Source organism: Amycolatopsis sp. lyj-90, from assembly GCF_046549035.1.
GTDB lineage: Bacteria > Actinomycetota > Actinomycetes > Mycobacteriales > Pseudonocardiaceae > Amycolatopsis.
In genome coordinates this window covers 497,925-519,330 of the sequence record NZ_JAJPWP010000001.1, presented here as the reverse complement: position 1 = coordinate 519,330, position 21,406 = coordinate 497,925, and the positions used below count along the sequence as shown (strand labels likewise).

The 21,406-nt window shown below is 64.5% G+C and carries 14 protein-coding genes; 4 read left to right on the top strand and 10 right to left on the bottom strand.

All coding sequences use genetic code 11. The features are described 5' to 3' along the window. Nucleotides 1–236: 236 nt before the first annotated feature. Nucleotides 237–1,322 (top strand): HNH endonuclease, encoded by a 1,086-nt coding sequence (locus tag ACLJPX_RS02035; RefSeq protein WP_410598437.1) that lies wholly within the window; start codon nt 237–239, stop codon nt 1,320–1,322. Nucleotides 1,323–1,359: 37 nt separating this feature from the next. On the opposite strand, the gene ACLJPX_RS02030 is transcribed toward ACLJPX_RS02035, so the two are convergent. From ACLJPX_RS02030 to ACLJPX_RS02005, 6 genes are all read right to left on the bottom strand, one after another. Next, nucleotides 1,360–1,566 carry a hypothetical protein gene (locus tag ACLJPX_RS02030; protein WP_410598436.1) on the bottom strand — a complete coding sequence of 69 codons (207 nt, stop codon included), beginning with the start codon at nt 1,564–1,566 and terminating at the stop codon, nt 1,360–1,362. Nucleotides 1,567–2,935: 1,369 nt separating this feature from the next. Next, a complete protein-coding gene (locus ACLJPX_RS02025; protein ID WP_410598435.1) occupies nt 2,936–4,339 on the bottom strand; it encodes a Wadjet anti-phage system protein JetD domain-containing protein in 1,404 nt (467 codons plus the stop codon). After that, nucleotides 4,336–7,422: a hypothetical protein gene (locus ACLJPX_RS02020; protein ID WP_410598434.1), complete on the bottom strand. Its 3,087-nt coding sequence runs from the start codon at nt 7,420–7,422 to the stop codon at nt 4,336–4,338. The genes ACLJPX_RS02025 and ACLJPX_RS02020 overlap by 4 nt, the downstream gene beginning before the upstream one ends. Next, complete coding sequence (locus ACLJPX_RS02015) at nt 7,403–8,038, bottom strand: hypothetical protein (protein WP_410598433.1); 636 nt, start codon at nt 8,036–8,038, stop codon at nt 7,403–7,405. Before ACLJPX_RS02015 ends, ACLJPX_RS02020 begins: the two co-directional genes overlap by 20 nt. Beyond that, entirely contained in the window at nt 8,031–8,552 is a 522-nt protein-coding gene (locus ACLJPX_RS02010) for a hypothetical protein (RefSeq protein WP_410598432.1), read from the bottom strand. The genes ACLJPX_RS02015 and ACLJPX_RS02010 overlap by 8 nt, the downstream gene beginning before the upstream one ends. Beyond that, complete coding sequence (locus ACLJPX_RS02005) at nt 8,549–9,670, bottom strand: hypothetical protein (protein ID WP_410598431.1); 1,122 nt, start codon at nt 9,668–9,670, stop codon at nt 8,549–8,551. Before ACLJPX_RS02005 ends, ACLJPX_RS02010 begins: the two co-directional genes overlap by 4 nt. A gap of 872 nt (nt 9,671–10,542) precedes the next feature. On the opposite strand from ACLJPX_RS02005, the gene ACLJPX_RS02000 reads away from it, so the two are divergent. Next, a complete protein-coding gene (locus ACLJPX_RS02000; protein ID WP_410598430.1) occupies nt 10,543–12,417 on the top strand; it encodes a DNA/RNA helicase domain-containing protein in 1,875 nt (624 codons plus the stop codon). A gap of 233 nt (nt 12,418–12,650) precedes the next feature. Here ACLJPX_RS02000 and ACLJPX_RS01995 read toward each other — a convergent pair whose 3' ends face one another. The 3 genes from ACLJPX_RS01995 to ACLJPX_RS01985 all read right to left on the bottom strand — a co-directional run bounded on the left by ACLJPX_RS01995 (nt 12,651) and on the right by ACLJPX_RS01985 (nt 16,528). After that, nucleotides 12,651–13,235, bottom strand: coding sequence for a zinc ribbon domain-containing protein (locus tag ACLJPX_RS01995; protein ID WP_410598429.1), 585 nt, complete (start codon nt 13,233–13,235; stop codon nt 12,651–12,653). 223 nt (nt 13,236–13,458) lie between these two features. Further along, entirely contained in the window at nt 13,459–14,925 is a 1,467-nt protein-coding gene (locus ACLJPX_RS01990) for a trypsin-like serine protease (RefSeq protein WP_410598428.1), read from the bottom strand. Nucleotides 14,926–14,977: 52 nt separating this feature from the next. Further along, nucleotides 14,978–16,528 carry a S8 family serine peptidase gene (locus ACLJPX_RS01985; RefSeq protein WP_410598427.1) on the bottom strand — a complete coding sequence of 517 codons (1,551 nt, stop codon included), beginning with the start codon at nt 16,526–16,528 and terminating at the stop codon, nt 14,978–14,980. 228 nt (nt 16,529–16,756) lie between these two features. Here ACLJPX_RS01985 and ACLJPX_RS01980 point away from each other — a divergent pair, with 228 nt between their 5' ends. After that, nucleotides 16,757–19,606, top strand: a complete 2,850-nt coding sequence (locus tag ACLJPX_RS01980; RefSeq protein ID WP_410598426.1) for an ATP-binding protein — start codon at nt 16,757–16,759, stop codon at nt 19,604–19,606. Nucleotides 19,607–19,662: 56 nt separating this feature from the next. On the opposite strand, the gene ACLJPX_RS01975 is transcribed toward ACLJPX_RS01980, so the two are convergent. After that, the gene (locus ACLJPX_RS01975) at nt 19,663–20,034 is read right to left on the bottom strand and encodes a MerR family transcriptional regulator (RefSeq protein WP_410598425.1); all 372 of its coding nucleotides are present in this window, start codon (nt 20,032–20,034) and stop codon (nt 19,663–19,665) included. A 94-nt stretch (nt 20,035–20,128) separates the two neighbouring features. Between ACLJPX_RS01975 and ACLJPX_RS01970 the strand changes: the two genes are divergently transcribed. Next, complete coding sequence (locus ACLJPX_RS01970; protein WP_101607268.1) at nt 20,129–21,334, top strand: MFS transporter; 1,206 nt, start codon at nt 20,129–20,131, stop codon at nt 21,332–21,334. Nucleotides 21,335–21,406 lie beyond the last annotated feature (72 nt).

The following is a 21,406-nucleotide window of genomic DNA, read 5'->3' as shown; positions in this document are numbered from 1 at the left end:
TGGCTCGAAATGTGGGGATGTCAATGGAGCATGGCTGGTCCTCCTATGGTCTTCAGCCGCCGTGCTTTGCCAAGTCAGTGAAGGCCGTTGGACCACGCTAAGGTCAGTGTGCGGCGACTACTCGGGACATCCGGTATCCTGAACGAGCCAAAACCATGGCTAGCGTATTTAAGTGGACGACCCTACTTTGTTCACAAGTGCTCGACTAGCCTTAGTTTTGCAGTACATTAAGGAGTGTGGCATTGCCAGAGGTACGATACAAGAATAACGGAAGCAATCAGTTCCTGAGGCACATCCTATGCAGAGCCTGGGATCAGCAGTGTCACTCGTGTCGGGAATACAAGGGCTATCTTGACCTACAAATTGATCACATTCTCCCCAAGGACGCAGGAGAAAGTGAACTTCTTCGCTTGAAGGAAATGTTTGGGTTGCGCAATGACTATGACGTACACGCGCTCTACAATCTTGCTCCGATCTGCGGCCCCTGCAACCAGATGAAGAGTAATCACGATTTCACTGAAACCTTACTGGTAAAATTGACGCTTACGAAAGCGTCAAAGCTTTCCCCCGGCGTGGCACGACAAGTGATGGCGTTCGGTAAATCGTCAAAACTTGGGGGCGCCCTGCTTGAGGCCACAGGGGCAGATCTCAGCGACGCGGAAACGCGAAATACTTTCGAGCAGCTCGCCCCTGCGGTCGTCCAGAGACTCGCCGAGCTAGGAGAAGGCAAAGCCGACTTTTTCGCATTCAGGATCGAAGAGGTCGAGGTTGGCGACGAGCTGTGGAAGATCGGGTTCCGGCTAAATGAGCGTGGCCGAGGGGCAGTGACCGTACTTGAGAAAGTGGTTGGCGGGCGGCTGAGTGGGGCACTCAGCGCTCCGTTATCTGACCTGGTAAGGCGCGTCTCATCGGATGTCGCCGATGCATTCGAGAACAACGAGCGTATGGGAGTTCCGGATGTAGACGCCTTCAGCATCGACTGGTCTAGAGTCGCCATTGACCGGATCGAGTTCGAGAGTACCCCGCCAGCTCAGCTGGAATTCGAGTTCACAGGCAAGTTCGACGCCACGGGCAGCACCATGATCGCTCGCGACAGTCCACTTAACGGCGAACTGGAGTACGTCCAGGGTGATGCCGCAGTTGCTTGCCGGTTCACGTTCGTTCTCTCCTGGGCGCCGGACGACCCGATCGGGGTGTTCGAATTTGATGAGACCTTAATTGAGGACTGGGAAGTTGATCTTTCGGTCGAGGGCGGCAGTTATCGCCTATGGGAGGACGATCTCTCTGGCACAGATCATAGGGAGGGGAACGGCCCAACCTAGGCCGCGTCTCTTTGGAAAGCCCCGCTAATGTCGCCCCCTAAAGATCTGCCCACACGATAAGCAGGTGCGGGCTGGCTGCATCGAACAGTACCCGACGGATCTTTTCAGCAATGAGCGGTTCAGCCACGTTCAACGCCAGCGTGACAAGACTCGAGAACAGCAGCAGGCGGCCCGTTGGCCGAATCACCTCAGCAGAGGCGCCACGCAGTGACAACTGCCGGATCGCGGCCAGCAAGGCCAGCACCGATAGGAGCGATAGGAGCGATAGGAGCGATAGGAGCGATCGACGATCGACGTGAGGTACACATCCGGCAATATTTCTACGCACTGCGATGTCTTACTCACTCGCCGAGAAAGTTACAATCTGATCACGGTTCATGGCAACTGTAACGGAAGCGTCCATCAGTTCGACTTGACCCTCAAGGCGAGATCGGATTCACAGTTACACGACAAAAGGAAACTCAATCAATCATGGGTTGGCCAGATTGGGGCAACGTTCCCTCATGGGCGTCTACCGGAGCCCTAGTTTTAGCGCTTGTGACATTTGTTCGCGCAAACCACGAAAAGAAGCGTGAACAGGTCGATAACTTTTCGATTTGGGCAACCTTAAAGATTTCAAGCTTAGAAGAAGGTCCAGGACAGGGCAATTACCTCGAACCTGAGGTTACCATAAAGAATGATTCAAAGAAGCATCTCCGGATTATTCAGGTTGGATATTCCGCCAATTGCTTATGGCAGATTCCCGATCCGAGTGGAAGTGCCTACGAGGCCCTCACCGCTACTCGACTCAGAGTGCGGGACGGGCGAAGATTCTCCTGGATTCAAGACCTGAAGTTTCTTCAAGCAGAGGAGGAGCGAACAGTGCCATTAGGTGGACTCATGCTGGAGGACCCGCCGCAGGATGACGCAAGACTTCATTACGAGGCACATATAAAGATTGAGTTTGTTCACCTGGTCGACCACATTGGTCGAAGATGGCAGATAGTACCCGACGGAAAATCTCTACCTCAACGCGCACGTTGGTTCCGATTCTACCGCGCGCAGTGGAAGATTCCCCGACCAGATCATCCGTGGCATACGAAAATATCACGGCCCATCGCCCGCATACTAATGAATCGGCGCGCGAAAGATCCTAATTCATCAAGCCCTCTAGGGGTAAGATACCACCTGCCCAACTCGGGTGGCGCATCAATCTTCGTTATTTCCGAAAGGACTCCCACAGAAACAGGCGATTGAGAATCGAAGGAAATGCTAACATCTGCCAGCAGGGAAGGTAGTGCCATGAATTGAAAGATAATTACAATAAAGTTGACTTGACTTCACCTGAACCGAGGAAAACCTGGTCAAGGCCTAGCTTGACCTTCACTGCCACTCAAGTGCTCATCCCCAGACACTTCCGACCAACCACTACACGTCACATGATCAAGTGACGTGTAGATATTGAGCAATTCGCGTATGAACATAGCCGAATTTGCATCCCCAGCAACCTCAGCCCGAGATGCGGCATCCAGCCAATGATCAGAAAGAGCTGAGTGAATCCCATGACAGAAGGTGGCGAGCACTTACAGAATTTCCGGGTGGAATACGTGCGGTGAAGCATCCGGGGTTGAGCGTTACGGCTCCCACCTCATCACCGCGGGTCCCAAGATCGGCAGCACCTCCCGGTACTGCGACTCCTGTTCCCGGCCGTCGCCGGTCGGGGCGATGGCAGCAGCCAGAGATCTCAGCGCAACGGGCCCATCGATGGCAAGCCGAGCGGCCCTGGCCCGTCCTCGTTCCAGTTCGCTCGGCGTCTGCCGCCGATGCGGGCCAGCGGCCCACCATTCGACATCCATGGCGACAGGGTGAATCTCCCGGCCGAGCCGGACCGACAGGTTGTTGATGATGCCAATGCCATCGGCGTCGAGGTCGCACCACGCAGCGATCGGCAGTTGGTCGAACGCGGAAAGGAACGTGACGAGTGGCCGGCTGGCATAGCCCGCACCCCACACGCACAGCCAACGGTGGTAAATGTCCGTATTGGTGCACACCTGCTCGAAAGCGTCTTTATTCTCAATGACGAACACACCCCGAACATCCGACTGATCTACGGTGCCCAGAAGCTCGATTCCCCCTGCGGGTAGGCCGATCCACGGGCAGGTCGAGTGCGCGTCGGCTATGACGCTGCCAACGTGCCAACGAAGCGGCCCGCGCATCAGGATCTCGACGTCGGTGACCTTCACCGCTTCGGTGAACGACCTGCCGACGAGGTTGGCAAAAGCCGTTTCACGTTCCGGTGTCCATCGTTTGGAGTCACGGAAGGCTTCACTGGCGACCTGTTTCGCCGTCAACTCGGTATTGGCGCCGTCATGCGAGTACCAGTAGCAGGCGCCTCGTACGGCGTCCTCGAACACCGACCAGACGGTTGTTCCAGTCCGGGAGCCCACGGGTGCTCGTAAGGCGGCTCCGAGCTCGATGTCCTTCAGGCGGCCCAACTCGTCGGACAGTTCTCGCACACCTTCGAGAAGTTCGGCGAGGGTTGCACGGGCGACCTCGGGATCTTGGCGGCCGGTGAGTTCGTTCAGGTGATCGAGGCGGGCTGCCTGCCATCCTTCGGTGAGGCGCAGGACGTGTGGCCGGTAGTCGAAGCCGTCGACGCTGCACCGCAGCACGGCGACTCCGCTCCGCACCAGCTCAGCTGCGGCCTCCCAGGCTCGGTCGCCAAACTGCGCGACTACACCTGTCCACAACCGTCCGCTCTTGGTTCGAAGAACCCATTTCAGGTCACTCTTCGACAGCGTGGAGGGTAGACAGAAGGGGACCGCGCGCGCCGCCGGGAGCAGGTCGACCTGCCTCGGCTTGACTCGCCCTCGACGGTCTCGTGGCACACGGTCGATGTCGTCTGAGAACTCGAGATCGTCGTCCGGACGTGGCTTTGGGACCGTGTAAGCCTTGACTCCGCTCGGAAGATCCGGCAGCGGCACTTCGATGCGACCCGCGCTCTCGCCGAACAGAAATTCGACCGACCGGCCGGTCATGTGTCACGGCTTCGCGGCCGCCTGCCGGACAGCATCTGGTCGGCGGTCAGCTCCACTTGGTCACCGCTCTCCGTGAAACCCCACACTCGAGTCGGCCGGTTGTACGCCTCGCTCTCACTCGTATGAGCGAACCACAGTAACTCGCCGCAGACATCGGCGGCATCCACGACCACGCTGTCCTGGCAGGTTCCGAGGATGGTGACCTGCGTACTCTCGGCAACCCGGTTGAGCGCACCCAAAACGTCCTTGCGGTTGACCTCGCCGAGGCTGTTGCCCAGCTCGTCCAGGATCAGCACCCGCCCATGAGTCTCCGCGTCAGCCAGCACCGCTGCCAGCACGAGCTGCACAGCATAAACCTTGACCTGCGCACCGTTGGCGATCTCCCGGTAGGACACCATGCCACCGCTGCGCGACCGCTTCCACCTCGGCGTGACGTCCCAAACCCACTCAGCGGCTCCGTGGGGAAGGGACGGCGTGAAATGCAGTTCCGCACCGTTCCCTGCACGATCGGAGTCGAGCTGGCTGAACCGGGCGCTGATCCGGTCGAGGACACCCTCAATGCGCTGCGAGATCATGTGCTGGAGCACCTCGAGACGCAGTTCGGAATCCCGCAGTTCCTCCTCAAGACCCGCGTGGATGAGGGCTTGCTCGACGCGTTCCTCGATGATCCGTTTCTTGGTCACCCGATCCGGTCCTGCCATCGATTCAAGCCTGGATCTCAACGGGTCGGCGATCTCGCGAAGCCCTAGCCGAGGTGCACTGTTCCCTGAGTCAGCAGCCAGTTGTTGCCGCGCACGAATCGATTCGCGGATTTCGCTGGGCAGGGACTCCTGCCCCTCGTCGAAACCGAAGAGCCGCATGGCGTGGGCCAGGTGTTCGGTGGCTTTGATCCGTGTGGCTCCGAGACCGCTCAGTTGGAGGACCTCAGTCTGTTCGCCAGCTTCGTCAGCTGGGACGCAAGCGGCTGCAAGCATCCCCCATCGCTCCACGTCGAGGTTCGTGCGCTCCGTCTTACGGTTCTTCAGTTTTCCCTGCTGGCTCCGTTCGGTGTCACGAAATCTAGCGAACTGAGCCTTCAGAAGTTCGATCTGGCCGGCTCGCAGGGACACGGCGTCCCGCGCGCGCTCCCATTCGCCTTGAGTCTCCGCCTCCCGTGTGGTCGCCGCGCGGATCTCCCCATCGAGCATCGAGATCTCTTCCGTCACATGGCGCTCCTGCTTGTTCACCGTGCGAAGTCGCTCGGCCGCGACGGCACACTCGTGCCGATTCGTCGCGAGCGCGGCAGCGGACTGAGCCAGCATCAGCTTGGCTCTGACGTCGGCAGCGTTCCGCTCGGCCTCGGCCAGTTGTTTTCGCAGCTGTGCGAGCAGGGCATCACGACCAGCAATCGGGTCTGGGAAGCCGCCGACGATCGTGACAGCCAGAGCAGAGTCGTGAACGCGGTCAGGGGCCGCGCGGTGCTCCAGACGTTCCGCCAGTTTATGAAGGAACGAGGCGACGTCCCACGAGCACCGGACGCCCTCCGGCAAAGAGGTTCTCGCCTGGTCCGTCCCGATTAGGACGACCCCGGGCAGGGTCGCCAAGGCAGCACGGGCCTGGGACACTCGACTGTGATGGACGACAACGGCGTGTTCGTACTGATTGATCCGGGGCTCCCAGGCAACGCGTGCGAGCTCGTCCAGCTCGAGAACGTCGAACAGCGCCGCACCGGCGATCTCCGCATCTGCCAAGACGTCGAGAGCTAGGCCAGCGAGGCCGACTCGGCCCTTTTCGGCCCGTTCGGCAGCGTCACGTCCGGATTTCACAGCAGCGTCGGCCGCTTCACGATCAGCTTCGATCCGATGTAAGTCTCGTTCGGCCGCGATCACGGCGTCGGACGTGGTAGCAGTGCTGTTTCCATCCCAGCCGTCCGCCCGGGGACGCAGGTCGTTGCGCTCCAGGACAAGGGCGTTCTGTGTCGCGCTGTGAGCGGCACGCCGCTCTCGGAACTTCGACGTTCGCTCTCGTGCCTTCTGCCACTGCTCGTGAGCCCGTCGTTCGGCTGCCTCGAGATCCGTGGCGCTGACCAGTCCGTCAAGGTCATCCTTCGCAGCTTTGGCGCGACCGCTCGCTTCCTCGTAGTCTTCCTCTAACACACGAATCTCATGTGCGACCACGACGTCGGCCTCCAGTACCTTTTTGTACTGAGCTGTGACATAGCTGTCCCAGCATGCTTCCGCCGCAGTGAGTGCTTCGCGCGCCGCATCGCGTTGCTCGATCGCCCTGAGCTCGGCGGCCACCTCACGCTCACGCACGGCCGCCCGCTCCAGCGAATCGTCTCGTTGGCGTCGTTGCACCAGCACGTCTCCGCGCTGTTTACGTTCAGCGTCGAGATGCGCCTTCGACCCGGACAACGCGATGAGCGATTCACCGATGTCTTTCGGCTCCATCTCGGTCATCTGCTGGCTCAGCAACGATGGCACAGGCGACCGAAGCGGCGTGTCCAGGTAAGTGAGGCAACGTGGTGCGTCGCCATAGAGCACCTCCGCCATGCGGCGGGCCGACAGTGTGCCGCGCCGCTTGAGTGACTTCCAGATCGCATCGGCCTGCAGGTCACGCTCGTCGAGGTCGTCATGGTCAGCCAAATGAACACCTTCGGCCCACACCGCCTCGAGGTACGGCTTGGAAGTTTCGAGGTGAACCCACACCGTGATGGCTGACTCGCGTGGTCGTTCTTCATGGGCGAAGACGCCGACTATGTAGCCACTCCTGGCAGCGGTGGCCTTCTTGACGTCGACACCGGCGGAATCGGGCCGGAACAGGACACCTGCGGCAGCCTTGCCTCCCGCCGTGTCGAACCGCCACTGTGGGTCTCCCAGCAGTATCGAGACGGCGACGAGAAAACTCGTCTTACCGGATCCGTTGGAGTCTCCACGCGGCCCTTCACCGGAAACCGCGACGAAGGTGCCCGGCACGATCGGCACAGGGTGGGTCGTTAGGCGAGCGACGTCGAACGTCTGGACAGCGATCAGGTGCCTGCTGCCGATCGCCCCCCGGCTACTCACCCGCGGCACTTCCGGCGGTTCAGTCATCGTGCCGGCCACTCTCGCTCTTCGCGGTCATCTCGCGTTGCCGTCGGATGCCTAGCGCCAGATCGCCGTGCGGTTCAGCCAGCAGAACGAGCTCCTCGAAGAGCTCGGAACAAGCCCGCCCGGTCAGCCGGAGAAACTGCGGGCCTGGTACGACGCCACCTTGCCGCTGCTGGACGAGATCATGGAGGCGCAGCTCCTTGAGGGCGTCGTCGACGGTGCTCTTGCGCTCGATCCGCCCACTTTTCAGTAACGCCGTCGGCACCGGATCACCCTCCGTCCACGAGTCATGGGCGGCCAGCCGTCCTTCTGCACGGGGAATCGCGACCGAGAACATCAGGATCATGGTCAAAACTGCTCGCACCTCCGGCGAGAGCACTCCGACGCCGAGATCGGCGAGTTGTCCCCGGATGTCGTCGGCATACCCGGTGAGGTATCCGGACCCCACCTTGATCAACACCCGGCCGGCGGCAGCGAGCACCTGCTCGACGACGTGTCGCAAGGTCGGGTCCAAGAGCGCGCGAAACTCCTGCGCGGGCACTGGGAGTTTCGCAGCCTCGACCGCAGCGATCGCCACAAGCACGTCACCACGACGCGCGGCTGGCAGTGAAGCAAGCAAGTCGTCATTCACGGCACGCATCCCCGTTGCCAGGCAATGTGGCATGCTGCCGACGCAGCTGCGCGATCTCCGCGTCGGGCCAAGTGGCCACCGCCGGTCCCAGCCTGATCGTCCCGTCGCCGAGGTCCATCTCGAGGAAGCCCCAAGCGCTCAGGCGGTTGACTGCCGACACTACCTGCTGAACTCCCAACGGTTTCAGCGCATCTCGCACAGCTCCCACCGTGCTGGCCACGCCCGGCAGCAGCGGTTCGTCCGGGTCGGGCCAGCAAAGCCGAAGGCACGCGGCGAAGGCGATGATGTCGCGTTCGGTACCGCCGGGTGGCCCGCCGGGGTCCTTCGACGTCAAGGGGCTCTCCTGCTGCCAGGCGAGGGTCAGCCCGTGCACACCCGCTGACCCGCGCACTTCGACCAATCTGCGCCCGGCTGCCGTCGCGGCGGCGCGTAGCGCGGCCACAGCGGTCTCCTCCTCCGGCATCCGCATCAGACGCCAGACCCGCAACTGGGCAACGATTAATGGGTTAGTCATCGAGCGCGCCGGCCATCCTCGATGAGCTGTACAGGGGTGACGTAGCTTACCGAACCATCGGCATTCACCCTCAGTTCGTCGGACAGCCGCACCGTAAAGGGAATTTCCGGATCGCTCGATGCCGCGAGCACCTCTGCCACGAACCTGGCCGCCTCCGGCCAGCACAGCGACTCGATGTGCGTGGTCAAGTCCATCTCGGAGCGTCCCCGCAAGTGCAACCTCAAGGAAGCCTCCCGCCGTTCCCGTTGCCGATCTTGCTGTTCGCGGGCCCGGCGCAGGGGATCGTGATCGGCTGGCAGATCAGGTGAACGGGGTGCGCGCCTAAGCGGCCCCCGTGGTCGATACTGTTCTACGGTCGCGAGGATCTCGTCGGGGGTGATGGAGGCTGCGGGCGGATCGAAGACCATGTTCGCGAACACCAAGGCCAACGCTTCCGGCGCTGACTGCAACGCCGCTGTCCGGTACTGCTCGGGCAGTAGCATCGAGAAGTCTCGCTCGGCGGTGACTGCTCGCAACAGACGGTCCACCAGGTCGTTGGCTGCCCCGGAATAGCGCAGCGCCTGAGTGATGAGCTTCGCACCCGCGGAGCTCAGTTCGAGAAACCTGCGCTCGACGACGTGGACGAGTTCCTTGGCCTCTGTCAGTAGGCGGTCCGCAGCGCGGTGGTTCCGCCGCTCCCGGATGAGTTCCTCCACGGGACGATCACGGAGCTGGACCAACTCGCCAGCGCTGATCGAGAGTGCTCGGCGTAAAGTGGTCAACCGCTCGCTCACCTCTTCACGGGTAACCAGTCCGGCCTGGATCTCTCGACGCGTCTCATCGAGCAGGAACAGGATTTCCTGGATACCGGTGCCCCGGCGAAGCTTGTCGAACACCAACAATCCGGCGACGCTCGTCGTATTGAACAGCAACCGGCGCTGGTACGCATGCCCGTGTGGACGACGGAGTAGTTTGAGTTGCTTGAACAAGGCGATCCGATTGTCGAACATGGTGGGATCCGTCGTCGGGCAGCCAGCCTGGATCTGCTCGACAGTCAGCCCTTCGCCGGTTCCGTCAAGATCGCCGAAAACCTCATAGACCGCCTGTGCAAAAGCAAGCAAAGCGGGGTTCCTGATCACTGCACCTTGGTTGTCAGCCACTGGCGCGATGAACGCCCCTAGGCGCTCGAGGAACGCCTCTCCAGGCTCCTCGACTTCGTCCGGTGAGAATAGGTGCCTTTCCCCCGCATTACGATCATCTGGACACACAGAGGCGGATTCTTCCCGCTCTGTCGGTCGACTGTCATGGGCCGAATGGGCTACAGATCTCTCGAACTGCTGAGCCTCCGCTTGGCGCACAATCTAGGCGGAAGCTCCGCACTTCGTGATGCACCTGGGGTTCTCCGTTGTCCAATGCGCTTTCCACAGGTAGTCGGTCAAGCAGGGCCAAGAGTGAACGACGTTGCCAAGGCGAGCCGCTCCAGGTGCTCTGCGGCCGCCGCACCGCTGTGCGGAACGACTCCACCGCTCTCTCGGCCGATCGCCGGTATGACGGCTTCGTCAGAACCTCCTCCATCGGCTCCGCGATACAGGTCGCGCTGGGCTGGCCGTCGCGGATCGTCGCGACCACCAGCGGAAGGCCGTGCCAAAGGTCTTGTGCTCCGCGTAGCACAGCACCGTGTCAACACGCGACAGCAGAGGTTAATTGCGGGACCCACGGGCTGGCCGGGACTTTCGACGGCACCGCGCCGAGGGTCCCGCCCGCGTCCGCCACCACCACCGTGTGGGCGGCCGACATCGATCCGGATAGCTGCGGTCGCTCTGCGCGTCATCAGCGAAGTGGCGGTCCACGGTCGACTCGCTGCTTGCCTACACGGACGAAGCCGTTAGCGAGCGCTAGGAGTTCCAGTACGTGCCGAACCCACCCCTGCGTAAGATCATCACCTCTACCGTCACGTTGGAGTGATCTTGCTGGGGGTCATTTGCGGCACGTTCGCAGCAGCGCAACAAACTTGCTCGCCAAAGCCGAGCAGGGACTGTTGCTGAAAGAACTCGCCGCTGCCGTTGGCGGCAAGTACGACCTGAATGCCGACTACGGCGAAGTCGGGGCATGGCGCAACAGCCTTCCGGTACTGCTTAGGCTGCTGTGCAACGCCGGACTCGGTCACGTCGAAGTGCTGCTCGAGCACCGGCTCCCCTACAGTCCGAAGCGGGTCGACGCACTGCTGTGCGGCCGCCACCCCGAGTCGGGCGAGCCTTCGTACGTCCTGATCGAGTTGAAGCAGTGGAGCAAGGCAAAGGCCGTGGGCAACGGGCTGGTGCAGGTCATGGGAGTCACGAAACCCCAGCTGCCTCCCGTCGCGCAGGTCCGCCGCTACTGCCAGCACCTGCTCGACTTCACCCCTTCACTCGTAAGGAGGGCGGAGCCGGTGCAGGCGATCGCATACCTCCACAACGCCCGGCACTCGGACGTCGACAGCCTGTACAACTACGATCCGCACGGATTGGCACGCCTCTACTCTGCGGACGAGCAAGGAGAACTGGTCGCGCACCTCAGGTCGCTGCTAGATCCGAGTTCGCATGCGCGCCCAGCGGCCGTGAAGGCGGCCGATGATCTGCTTGCGGCCGAGCGGGCACCTGCGAGGACGTTGCTTAGAACCGCAGCGGACGCGTTCGAACGTCGCGACGACTTTGTGCTCCTCGACGAACAGCAAGTGGCGTTGAACCTCGTGTTGGACGCCGTCTCAAAAGCCGAGCAGGCTGGCGACAACTGGGCTCCCGAGGACAAGACCGTGGTCATCGTCCGGGGCGGCCCCGGATCGGGGAAGAGCGCGCTCGCGACTACCTTGCTCGCCCGGCTGGCCCGACGCGACAAGCGGGTCCTCCACGCCACCGGCTCCAGAGCGTTCACCGAAACCCTTCGGCACCGGGTCGCTCAAGGCGATGCGCGCATCAGCAACATGTTCGGCTACTTCAACACTGTCTCAGGGCGGAAGAACGAACTCGACGTCCTGGTGTGCGACGAAGCCCACCGCATCCGCGGCGGATTGCCGGACGGGCGCGTATTGCCGGAGTACGAACGCCGGCAGATCAACTCGCTGATCGATGCCGCGAAGGTACCCGTCTTCCTGCTCGACGAGCACCAGGTCGTGCGCCCGGACGAACGGGGAACGCCTGGGAACATCCAAGCCGCAGCGGAAGAACGCGGGTACGTGGTCCACACCATTAACCTCGAAGGCCAGTTTCGATGTGGGGGTTCGAAGCTGTTCGACGAATGGGTCGTGCGTTTGCTCGGGCTGCCCGGCGAAGAAGAGCCGATCCGCTGGTCCGACCTGGTGGCGAGCACTCGCGACGAGTACGTGGTGCACGCCGCGCCAACAGCCAACTCCTTGGAGAGTTGGCTGCTTCAACGGTCGTCGATGTTCGGCGGATCAGCGAGGATCGCGGCCGGCTACTGCTGGAAGTGGAGCCAGCCGGAGCGGCACAACGGGAAACTCGTGCTAACCGCGGACATCGACATCCCGGAGTGGCGCCGCCCGTGGAACACGCGTCCCGGCGTGTCGGTTCCCGACGCACCACCCGCCTCACTGTGGGCATCCGACCCGCGCGGGTTCGGGCAGGTCGGCTGCGTCTACACGGCTCAAGGATTCGAGTACGACTGGGCCGGAGTCATCTTCGGCGAAGACCTCGTATTCCGGAAGGAGCACGGCTGGTGCGCGCAGCAGGGGAAGACCAAAGACCCCGCTCTGTCGAGGACTTCCCTCAGCTTCTTCGACCGACTGGTCCGCAACACCTATAAGGTCCTGATGACCAGGGGGATGCAGGGCGTCTGCCTGCACTCCGTGGACGCGGAGACCAACGAATTCCTGCGGCACTTCGCGCGCTAGCACGAGCAGTTCCATTCCGCGAGGTTTCCATACGAAGCCTCGCGGACCGTGCCCGGACTCGAGCGACTGACCTATCACAACTTCAAGCGTGTGGTTAGTGAGCAACTCGCCCCTCGGACACACACGTTATCCACACGCGGAGAGGCGGTCACTACGACCGCCTCTTTTTTGTTGTCGTAGAGCACTTGCAGCCCGAGATCGCGGTTGACCTGCGTGACTCGGTCCGGGTTCCGCTAGTTGAGCGCTCTTTCGACATCGCCCAGCGAGTCGAGCATGGCGTAGACCTCTGCCGCGTCGATCGTGGCGGACTCGGGCAGGTTCCCCAGTTCCTCTCGTGCCGCCTGGCGCTCCGCCTGAGCAAGGTTCATCGCATCCACGAGCGCCGCCGGATCCACGCCAGCCTCAATCGCCGCCTGATGCCGCCGCAACCGCGCCTCCGCGGCCTTCAACCGCTTCTCAACGGCCTCGCATCCCGTTCCCGACCCACCCGGCCGGGCCCCGACCATCGCGGCCACGGTCTCGGGGCGGCGGTCCGGGTCGAAGACCTGGCACAGCCAAGCATTGAGCGGTGGAATCACGACGTCCTCGCGAAGGTTCACCGTCTTCGGATCATCGGTCAGCACCGGCGATTCCGGCGCCATCGTCCGCGCGATGCACCGGTAGTAGATGCCCTTCCGAATCGCCGCACCCTGCATCTTCCAGGCGCAGATGTCGCAGCGCACCAACCCTTTCAAAAGGTACGTGTGCTTCGCTGAGGGCGATCCTGTCAGCTGCCGGACTCCGTCTTCCAATGCGGAAACTTGTCCGGTCACAGCCATCCAGAACGCCGCGAACCGCTACCGGTAGCTCTGCCAGCAGCTTCCGCACCTCAGCCACTGGCGCCGCCGGGGCGGCGGAGCAGCAAACGGGAACCGCGAGGACGGCGTGACCAGCCCACCTTCTCGCATGAGGAGCGACCCTCTGAAGCTCGCGACCGCATCGGCGGTCACGGGCTCCAGAGGGTCGGGAAGAGTCCGGATCAGGGACCCGCTGGACCGTGGATCATCGGACGGTGAGGGTGTACTCCGTGGTTCCGGACTTCCCGGTACTGTCCGTCGCGGTGATGGTCACCTTGTGGGTACCGCGCTGGTACGGGCCCATGACCGTCATTCGCGAAGTGCCGCCGGCATTGACGGTCTGCGGTGAGAACATCGGCGGGTGGGACAGTCCGGCGCCGCTGAGCCGGATGGGACCCGTACCGCCGGTGACGGTGATCGTCGCGTTGGCGTAGCCACCGGGCGGGACGGTCCCGGTGCCGGGCGAGACGGACGGCTTCGGGCCGTCGCCGGTACCGCCGTCGCCGACCGTGAGCGTGAACTCGGCGGTCTTGGATCCGGAGGCGCCCTTGGCCGCGACGGTGACCTTGTAGATGCCCGCCGGGGTGCTCGCCGCGGTCTGCAGGGTCAGTTTGGCGACTTGCCCGGAGTCGACGGCCGACGAGGGCTGGAAGGTGGCGGTCGTTCCGGTGGGCAGCGCGGACGCGCTCAGCTCCAGCTTTTCCGGGCCCTGGTCGCCCGCCGTGGTGGTGACGCTGGTGGAGACGTGCTTGCCGGACTCGGCCTTGCCGGAGGAGGGTGACAACGCCATGCCGAACTTCCCGTCGCCGGGTTGGGTTCCGCCGATCTCGGCGCGGGCCCAGTCGCCCATCCCGTTGGTCAGGCGCGCCATGATGCTGTAACGGTCGCAGGCGCTGGAGCCCCACGACGAGACACCGACGATCACACCGTCCACGATGAACGGACCGCCGCTGTCACCCGAGCAGTCGGCGGTGCGCCCGTCGTTGTAGCCCGTGCACACCATCAGATCACCGTTGACCCGGATGTCGAAGACCTGGCACCCCGCGGGGTCGTTGACCGGCATGGTGGTCTTGCGGAGCTCGCCGGAGCCGCCGCTCGCCGACGTCTTGCCGTAGCCGAGAGAAGTGCCGGACTTGCCCGGCTGCGTGAGCGCGCTGTCTCCCGAGCCCGCCACCTTGGCCCACTGGTTTTCCGGCACCGGGAGGTCGTCGACAGTGGTGACCACCGCGACGTCGTAACCCGTCCTCCAGCCGCCGGAACCGGTGTACTGGGGGTGGGCCTTGAACGAGGCGACGGCCGTGCGGAACGTCTCGTCGCCAGGAGTGTTCAGGTCGTCGTCGCCGTAGAGGTAGCTCTTGGCGCCGGTGGTGTCGATCATGCAGTGTGCCGCGGTCAAGATCTTGCGCTTGCCGACCACGGAGGCGGTGCAGGACTGTCCCTGCGGGCCTCCGCCCCCGACACGCATGCCCGCGATGACGGACGGGTTTTCCTTGACCGTGGTGCGTTCCCCGTTGACGATCCGGGTTCCCGCGCCCGTCGTGCGGAGCTGATCGGTCGGGGTCGCCGCGATGCTGATCTCGCCGGCCGGCGAGGCGGCCGCCGTGCTCATGATGAGCGAGGGCGCCGTGGCCAGCGCGAGGGTGAGGGCTACGGCGAAGCGTGATGTTCTCATCGTTCTCTCCTTCGAAGTCCGAAAAGTGGGCGGCGCTGTCCGTCCACAGTGGTCAGAATGTGATCGACCAGCCGGTGAGCGTGCCGACGTCGAATCGGTAGGTGTCGCGAACCGAGAGTCGCCACGTGCCGTTCGCGTCCTCACGGGAGGCGTCGACGGTGAAGCTCTGGTGCACGCCGCCCGATTCGCCGACACCGCCCGCGCGTTTGAGCGGATAGGACGTTCCGCTCGGCCCGACCAGGTCGATGGCGAGATCCCCGGTATAGCCGTGATCGATGTCCACTCGCACCGCGAGCGTGGCCGATGCCTTGCCATCGCAGGAATCCTGGCTCACGGAGCTCCCCACCGCGGCGTCCGCGTCGGGGATCGCCACATCCTGGTCGTTGCCCTTGATCCCGCATCTGGGCGGCGTGCCGCCACCCAGGTCACCGACGTAGAGCACCTTGTTCGGCGAGTCGGTCCCGGGGTTGGTGATCAGGTCCGGGGTGGCGCCGCGCACCAGCGCGTCGCTGACCTGCTGCGGGGTCGCACCGGGGTTCGCGGCGAGATAGAGCGCCGCACCGCCGGCGACGTGCGGGGAGGCCATGGACGTACCGCTGGCGGTACGGAACCTTCCGGTGTTGTCACTGGAGTGGATGTTGCCGCCCGGCGCGAAGAGGTCGATGCAGCGGCCGTGGTTCCCGCCGCGGGTGCGGTCCTTGTTGAACCAGCCGACGGTGAGCGCCTCCGGGACCCGCGCCGGGCTCACGCCGCAGGCGTCCTTGCCGTCGTTGCCTGCGGAGACCGCGACGACGATTCCCTTGGCTACCAAGGCTTTGACCTGTTCGTCACCGACACCGGGCACATCCATGCCCAGGCTCAGGTTCACTACAGCGGGTTTGACGGCGTTCTTGGCCACCCATTCCATCGCGCTGACCGTGGCCGAGTCCGGGCCGGAGCCTTTGCAGTCGAGTGAGCGCACGGCCACGACCTTGGCCTTCTTCGCCACACCGACGGTTTTGCCCGCGATCGTCCCCGCCACGTGCGAGCCGTGCCAGTAGCAGTCACCGGCGTCAGTGTCGTTGTCGAGGAAGTCGTAGCCGTGGCTCGCCCTGCCTTCGAACTCGGGATGCTGGGCCTGCACCCCGGAGTCGATGACATAGGCGGTCACCCCCTCGCCCGAATTCGGGAAGGTGTACTTCTTGTCCAGGGTGGCGGTTCGCTGGTCGATCTGGTCCAGGCCCCACGACGGCGGGTTCGGCTGCTCCCCCTCCGCCCTGGTCGTGCCGTCCTGGTGCACTGCCTTGACCGACGGGTCGGTGGCCAGTCGCCGCGCCTGCCGCTCGGAAAGGCCTCGGACCGAAAACCCGTTCAGTGTGACCGAGTACGTGTCGGTCACCTCTCCGCCGTAGCGCCGGGTGAGTGTCGAGGCCTGGCCTTCTGCCGCGGCACGGGCGCCACTTTCGAGCACCACGATGTACTGCCCGGGGTAAGGCCGGTCGGCCTGGACGACAGCCGCGTCCGTGTCCTGCGCCACGGCCACGCCCGCGGTCGTCACCACTGCCGCGGCGGCGACCGCGACGGTGAACAGGTTCGTCATCCAGCTCGTTCTGCTTTGTCGCATCGATTCCTCCATCGCGCGTTCGAGCGGCCGTAGGGGGTTGTGACATCGAGCCGCTCGGGGAATCAGAGTTCGGCCTGGCGGGCGGGGGAACAAGTGTGGTCGCGACCCGTACCGGTACCTGATCCCGTGTGGACGCAAGTGCCGTAGCTCGCGGGGTTATGGCACCGGTGCCCGCCGACCTACCATGTCGGACATTCCTCAGCGGACGGATCACCGACAGGAGCGAGCATGGTCGACGGGCGCGCGGATCCTCTCTCCGGCCGATTCCGCTCCCCGCCGATGATCGGCCGGGACGCGGAACTCGCCGCCCTGCTCACCGCGGTGCGGCACCCGCCGTCGGCCGTTTTCGTGGAAGGCCAGGCCGGGGTGGGCAAGTCCAGGCTGGTCACCGAGTTCGCCGCCGCGGCCGCCCGCGACGGTGCCCCGCGAGTGATCACGGGCTCGTGCCAGCCGCTGCCCGACCCGTTCCCGTACGGAGTGCTCCTCGACTGCCTCAGCCAGTGCGGCGACCTGCTGGTCGAGCCCGGCCCGGTGACCGGTGCGCTGCGGGACCATCTGCCCGAACTCGCCGACCGCCTGCCACCGGCCCCGCGCGCCCTCGATGATCCCGGCGCCGAGCGGCACCGGGTCTTCCGCGCCGTGCGCGATCTCCTGCGTTCGCTGGGACCGGTCGTGCTCGTGCTCGAGGATCTGCAGTGGGCGGACGAAAAGACCCGCCGGGTGTTGCGCTTCGTGCTGGCGAACCCGCCGCCGGACTTGTCGATCGTGGCCACCTACCGTCGCGAGGATCTGCCGTCAGTGGCACCACTCGGCCACTCCTTCCACCTGCCGCACGGAGTGACGGGGCTCGATCTGGTCCTGCGCCCCTTCGGTGCGGCGGACGTGCGCGCCATGATCGACGCCCTGGTGGGAACCACCGTGACGTCGCGTCGGTTCGCCGAAGCCGTCCTGCACGAGACGGCGGGGATCCCTTTCGTGGTCGAGGAAACGGTGCGGGCACTGCGCGACCCGGTGCGGGACGTGCGCGCCGAAGGTGACTTGGCTTGGCGGGTCCTCGAGGGAATGGACGTGCCTGCCTCGGTGGCGGAGGCGATCGAGGAGCGGCTGGGTGCCTTGCCCGACGCCGCGCGGACCCTCACCGAGGCCGCCGCGGTGCTGGGTGTCCCGGAGACGCCCGAGGTGATGGGCGCCGTGGCGGGAGAGGTGACCGCGACGCACCTGATCGCGTCGCTGGAGTCCGGTGTGCTCGTGGAGGAAACGGCCGACAGATACGGTTTCCGGTACGACATCGCCAGACGCGCGGTGTACGCGTCGCTGCCGGGTCCGCGAAAGCGGGAGCTGCACGTACGCGCCTTGGCGGCGCTGTCCGCCCTCGACCACGCACCCGTCGCCCGCCTGTCCGCCCACGCCAAAGCGGCAGGTATGAAAGCCGAGTGGCTGCGCTACAGCGAACTCGCCGCCAAGGTCGCGGAGGACGCGAACGACGTGTCCACCGCGGTCGACGTGCTGGTCGAGGTCCTGGGCGATGCCGAGACCAGCCCCGAGGTCGCGAACCGGCTGGCGACCAAGCTCTGTGACTACGCCCTGACGGGACTACCCGGCGGGATGATGACCGCGCGAGTCGAAAACCTGCTCGTGGACCCGCGCCTAGCCCCGGACGTCCGAGCCCAGGTCCATTTGTGGTTCGGGCTGTTGCTGCAGCGGGAGACCGGGTCGCTCGACCGCGGCGCCGAGGAGATCGCCCTCGCCCTCGGCCTGCTCGGCGACCAGCCGGAATGCACGGTGCGCGGCATGGCGGCGATGGCCGGGCCGTATCTGGGGTCCGCGTCCATCGCCGAGCACCGGAAGTCGCTCGACCGGGTCGAGGCGACCCTCGACCACCTGCCCACCCGGGCACTGTGCACCGCACTGCTGGCCACGACGCTCGGCGGGCGGCTGATCGTCGGAGACCCGAGCACCTGGGGGCGCATCTCCCAGCTGCCGTCGCCATCGGATGTGCACGACCCCGACGAACTCCACCATCTGGCTCGGGCCCACTGCAACCTGGCGGATGCCTGCTCGTGGATCGGGCACTACTCCAAGGCCCGGGAGTTCCTGCGCGGCGGGATCACCTTGGCCAAGCGGAGTGGGTCCTCTTACGTCGTCGGCACCGCCGAGGCCACGGCGGCCCGGCTCGACTGGCTCAGTGGACGATGGCAGGGACTGGAACAGCGCCTCGACCGCTTGATCGAAAGCTATGAAGACCTGCTGCTGACCACGGACCTGCACCTCACACGAGGCTGGCTGGCCACGGCACGGGGCGAGTGGGTGCGGGCGGAGAAAGCTTTCCAGGCGGCGACGGGTCCGCACCCGACGGCGCAGGTCTTCCCGGTGGGCATCTCGGCGGCAGGCGGTATGGCCGGCATGCTCCTCAGCCGGGGCGAGACCGCCGCAGCGGAGGAACACGTGAGATGCGGCGTGATGATGCTGCGGAGCAAGGGCGCGTGGATGTGGTCGGGCGACATCCTGCCCCAGGCCGTCGACTACCACCTGGCAGTCGACGACGTCGACTCGGCACGGCTGCTCGTCTCGGAAACAGCCCATGGTCTACGAGGAGTCGACGCCCCACTGGCCCAGGCGGGACTGACCGCCTGCCGCGCGCGGCTGACCGCGGCCACGAACGACCATCAAGAAGCAGGCCGGCTCTACCGGGAAGCAATCGACCAGCACTGGGACCTGGGCTTGTCCTACCGGGCCACCCAACTCGCCGAGCAGGCCGAGGGCGAAACCTTCACCGACGCCGCAGTGCTCGAAGCCCTGACCCAGTCCTACGACGCCTTGGGTGCCACGGTCGACGCCGCCCGCTGCCGCCATCGCGCCCGCAGTACCGGCACGGCCACCCCATCGCCTCGTGGCAGACGCGGATACGGCAGCGAACTCTCTCCGCGAGAACAGGACGTCGCCCGCCTCCTGGCAGGCGGCCACACCAACCAGGAAATCGCACAGGCCCTGTTCCTGTCCCGTCGCACGGTCGAGGAGTATGTGGTCAAGGTTCGCCGCAAACTGAACGTCTCCTCCCGCCACGACGTCCACCTCTGACGAGGCGCTCCGGACGAGGGAACCTGACCGCAGTTGACCAGGGGGCCCGATATCGGTCAGGAGACTCGGATATCGCCGCGTACGGCGTCGAGGTAGTCGGTGATGGCTCGGTGGTTCTTGGTGAAACATTCGATCTTTTCGGCCATGCGGTCGCGTTCGTGTTCGAGCGTGGCGACCATGTCCGGCGTGACGTAGGGCATGTGGATCGTGCGCGGGGTGTTCAGACAGGGCAGGATCTGCTTGATGATCCGTGTGGGCAGCCCCGCGTCGAGCAGGCCTCGCACCTGGAGAACCCGGTCGACGACGTACTCCTCATAGTCCCGGTATCCGTTGGGCAGTCGATCTGACTCGATCAGTCCCTGCTCCTCGTAGTAGCGCAACAACCTCATCGGAGTCCGTGTGCGCGTCGACAGCTCACCGATCCGCATGTCCCTCTCCTCGCCTCTGTGGGCTGGTTTCTCTGTGGCTCGGCGGATACCGCATTTGACCTTCACACTAATGTCACTCATTGACCATAGGGCCATGACACGACCACAGACTCTGCCAACTCACTCGACGACGAACGCCCGGCTCCCGCTGGCGGCTCTTCTGGCGTTGGCCACCACCGGGTTCATCACGCTCCTGACCGAGACGATGCCCGCCGGGGTGCTTCCCGCGATGAGCCGAGACCTGGGTGTGAGCGAGAGTGCCGCTGGGCAGAGCGTGACCGTCTTCGCGATCGGGGCGATCCTCGCCGCGATCCCGCTCACCAAGGCGACGATCGGCTGGCCGCGCCGACACCTGCTGCTGGTGGCGATCACAGGATTCGCGATCGCCAACACCGTCACCGCGTTCTCCGAGAGCTTCGCGCTTACGCTGGCCGCCCGGTTCCTCGGCGGCATCGTCGGCGGGTTGCTCTGGGCGCTGCTGGCCGGGTACGCGGTACGGATGGTTCCCTCACATCAGCGCGGCAAGGCAATGGCGATCGCGATGTCGGGCGCGATCGTCGCCCTGTCCATCGGAGTTCCTGCCGCGGCGCTTCTGGCCAAGCTCATCGAGTGGCGATACGCGTTCGGGATCATGACCGTCCTGACGCTCGCGTTGATCGTGTGGGTCATCGCGGCGGTGCCGAACTTTCCCGGACAGGCGAAGGGCTCACGGCTCCCGCTCACCCGCACCTTCCGCATTCCCGGTGTAGCGCCCGTGCTTTTCGTGACCCTCACGTTCGTACTCGCCCACAGCATCCTCTACACGTACATCGCCCCGTTCCTCACGCCACTCGGCATGGCAAGTCAAGTCGACGCCGTGCTGCTCACCTTCGGCCTGGTGTCGCTGGTGAGCATCTGGATCACCGGAGCGCTCCTCCATCGGCACCTGCGCCTCCTCATGATCCTCGCGTGTGCGCTCTTCGCGACATGCACGCTGCTGCTCGGCATCTTCTCCGGCGTGCCTACGCTCGTCTACGCCGGCGCAGCGCTCTGGGGGCTCGCGTTCGGCGGCACCTCCACCCTGCTGCAGACCGCGGTCGCCGAAGCGGCAGGTGACGCCGGCGATGTCGCCCAAGCACTCCTCACCACCGGATGGAACATCGGAATCGCCGGCAGTGGCATCATCGGAGGCCTCGTCCTCGGCGGATTGGATGCGTCCTGGCTGAGTTGGGTCGCGCTCGCACTGCTCGTCCCTGCACTCGCCACTGTGCTCGTGGCACGCAAACACGGGTTCACCAAGGGAGAACTCGGCAGCCGCTGAACCACTCTACGTCGGCAACGGAGCCCAATCGGAGACGACGTGGCTCCAACGACAGCCCCGCCAGCGGGCGTT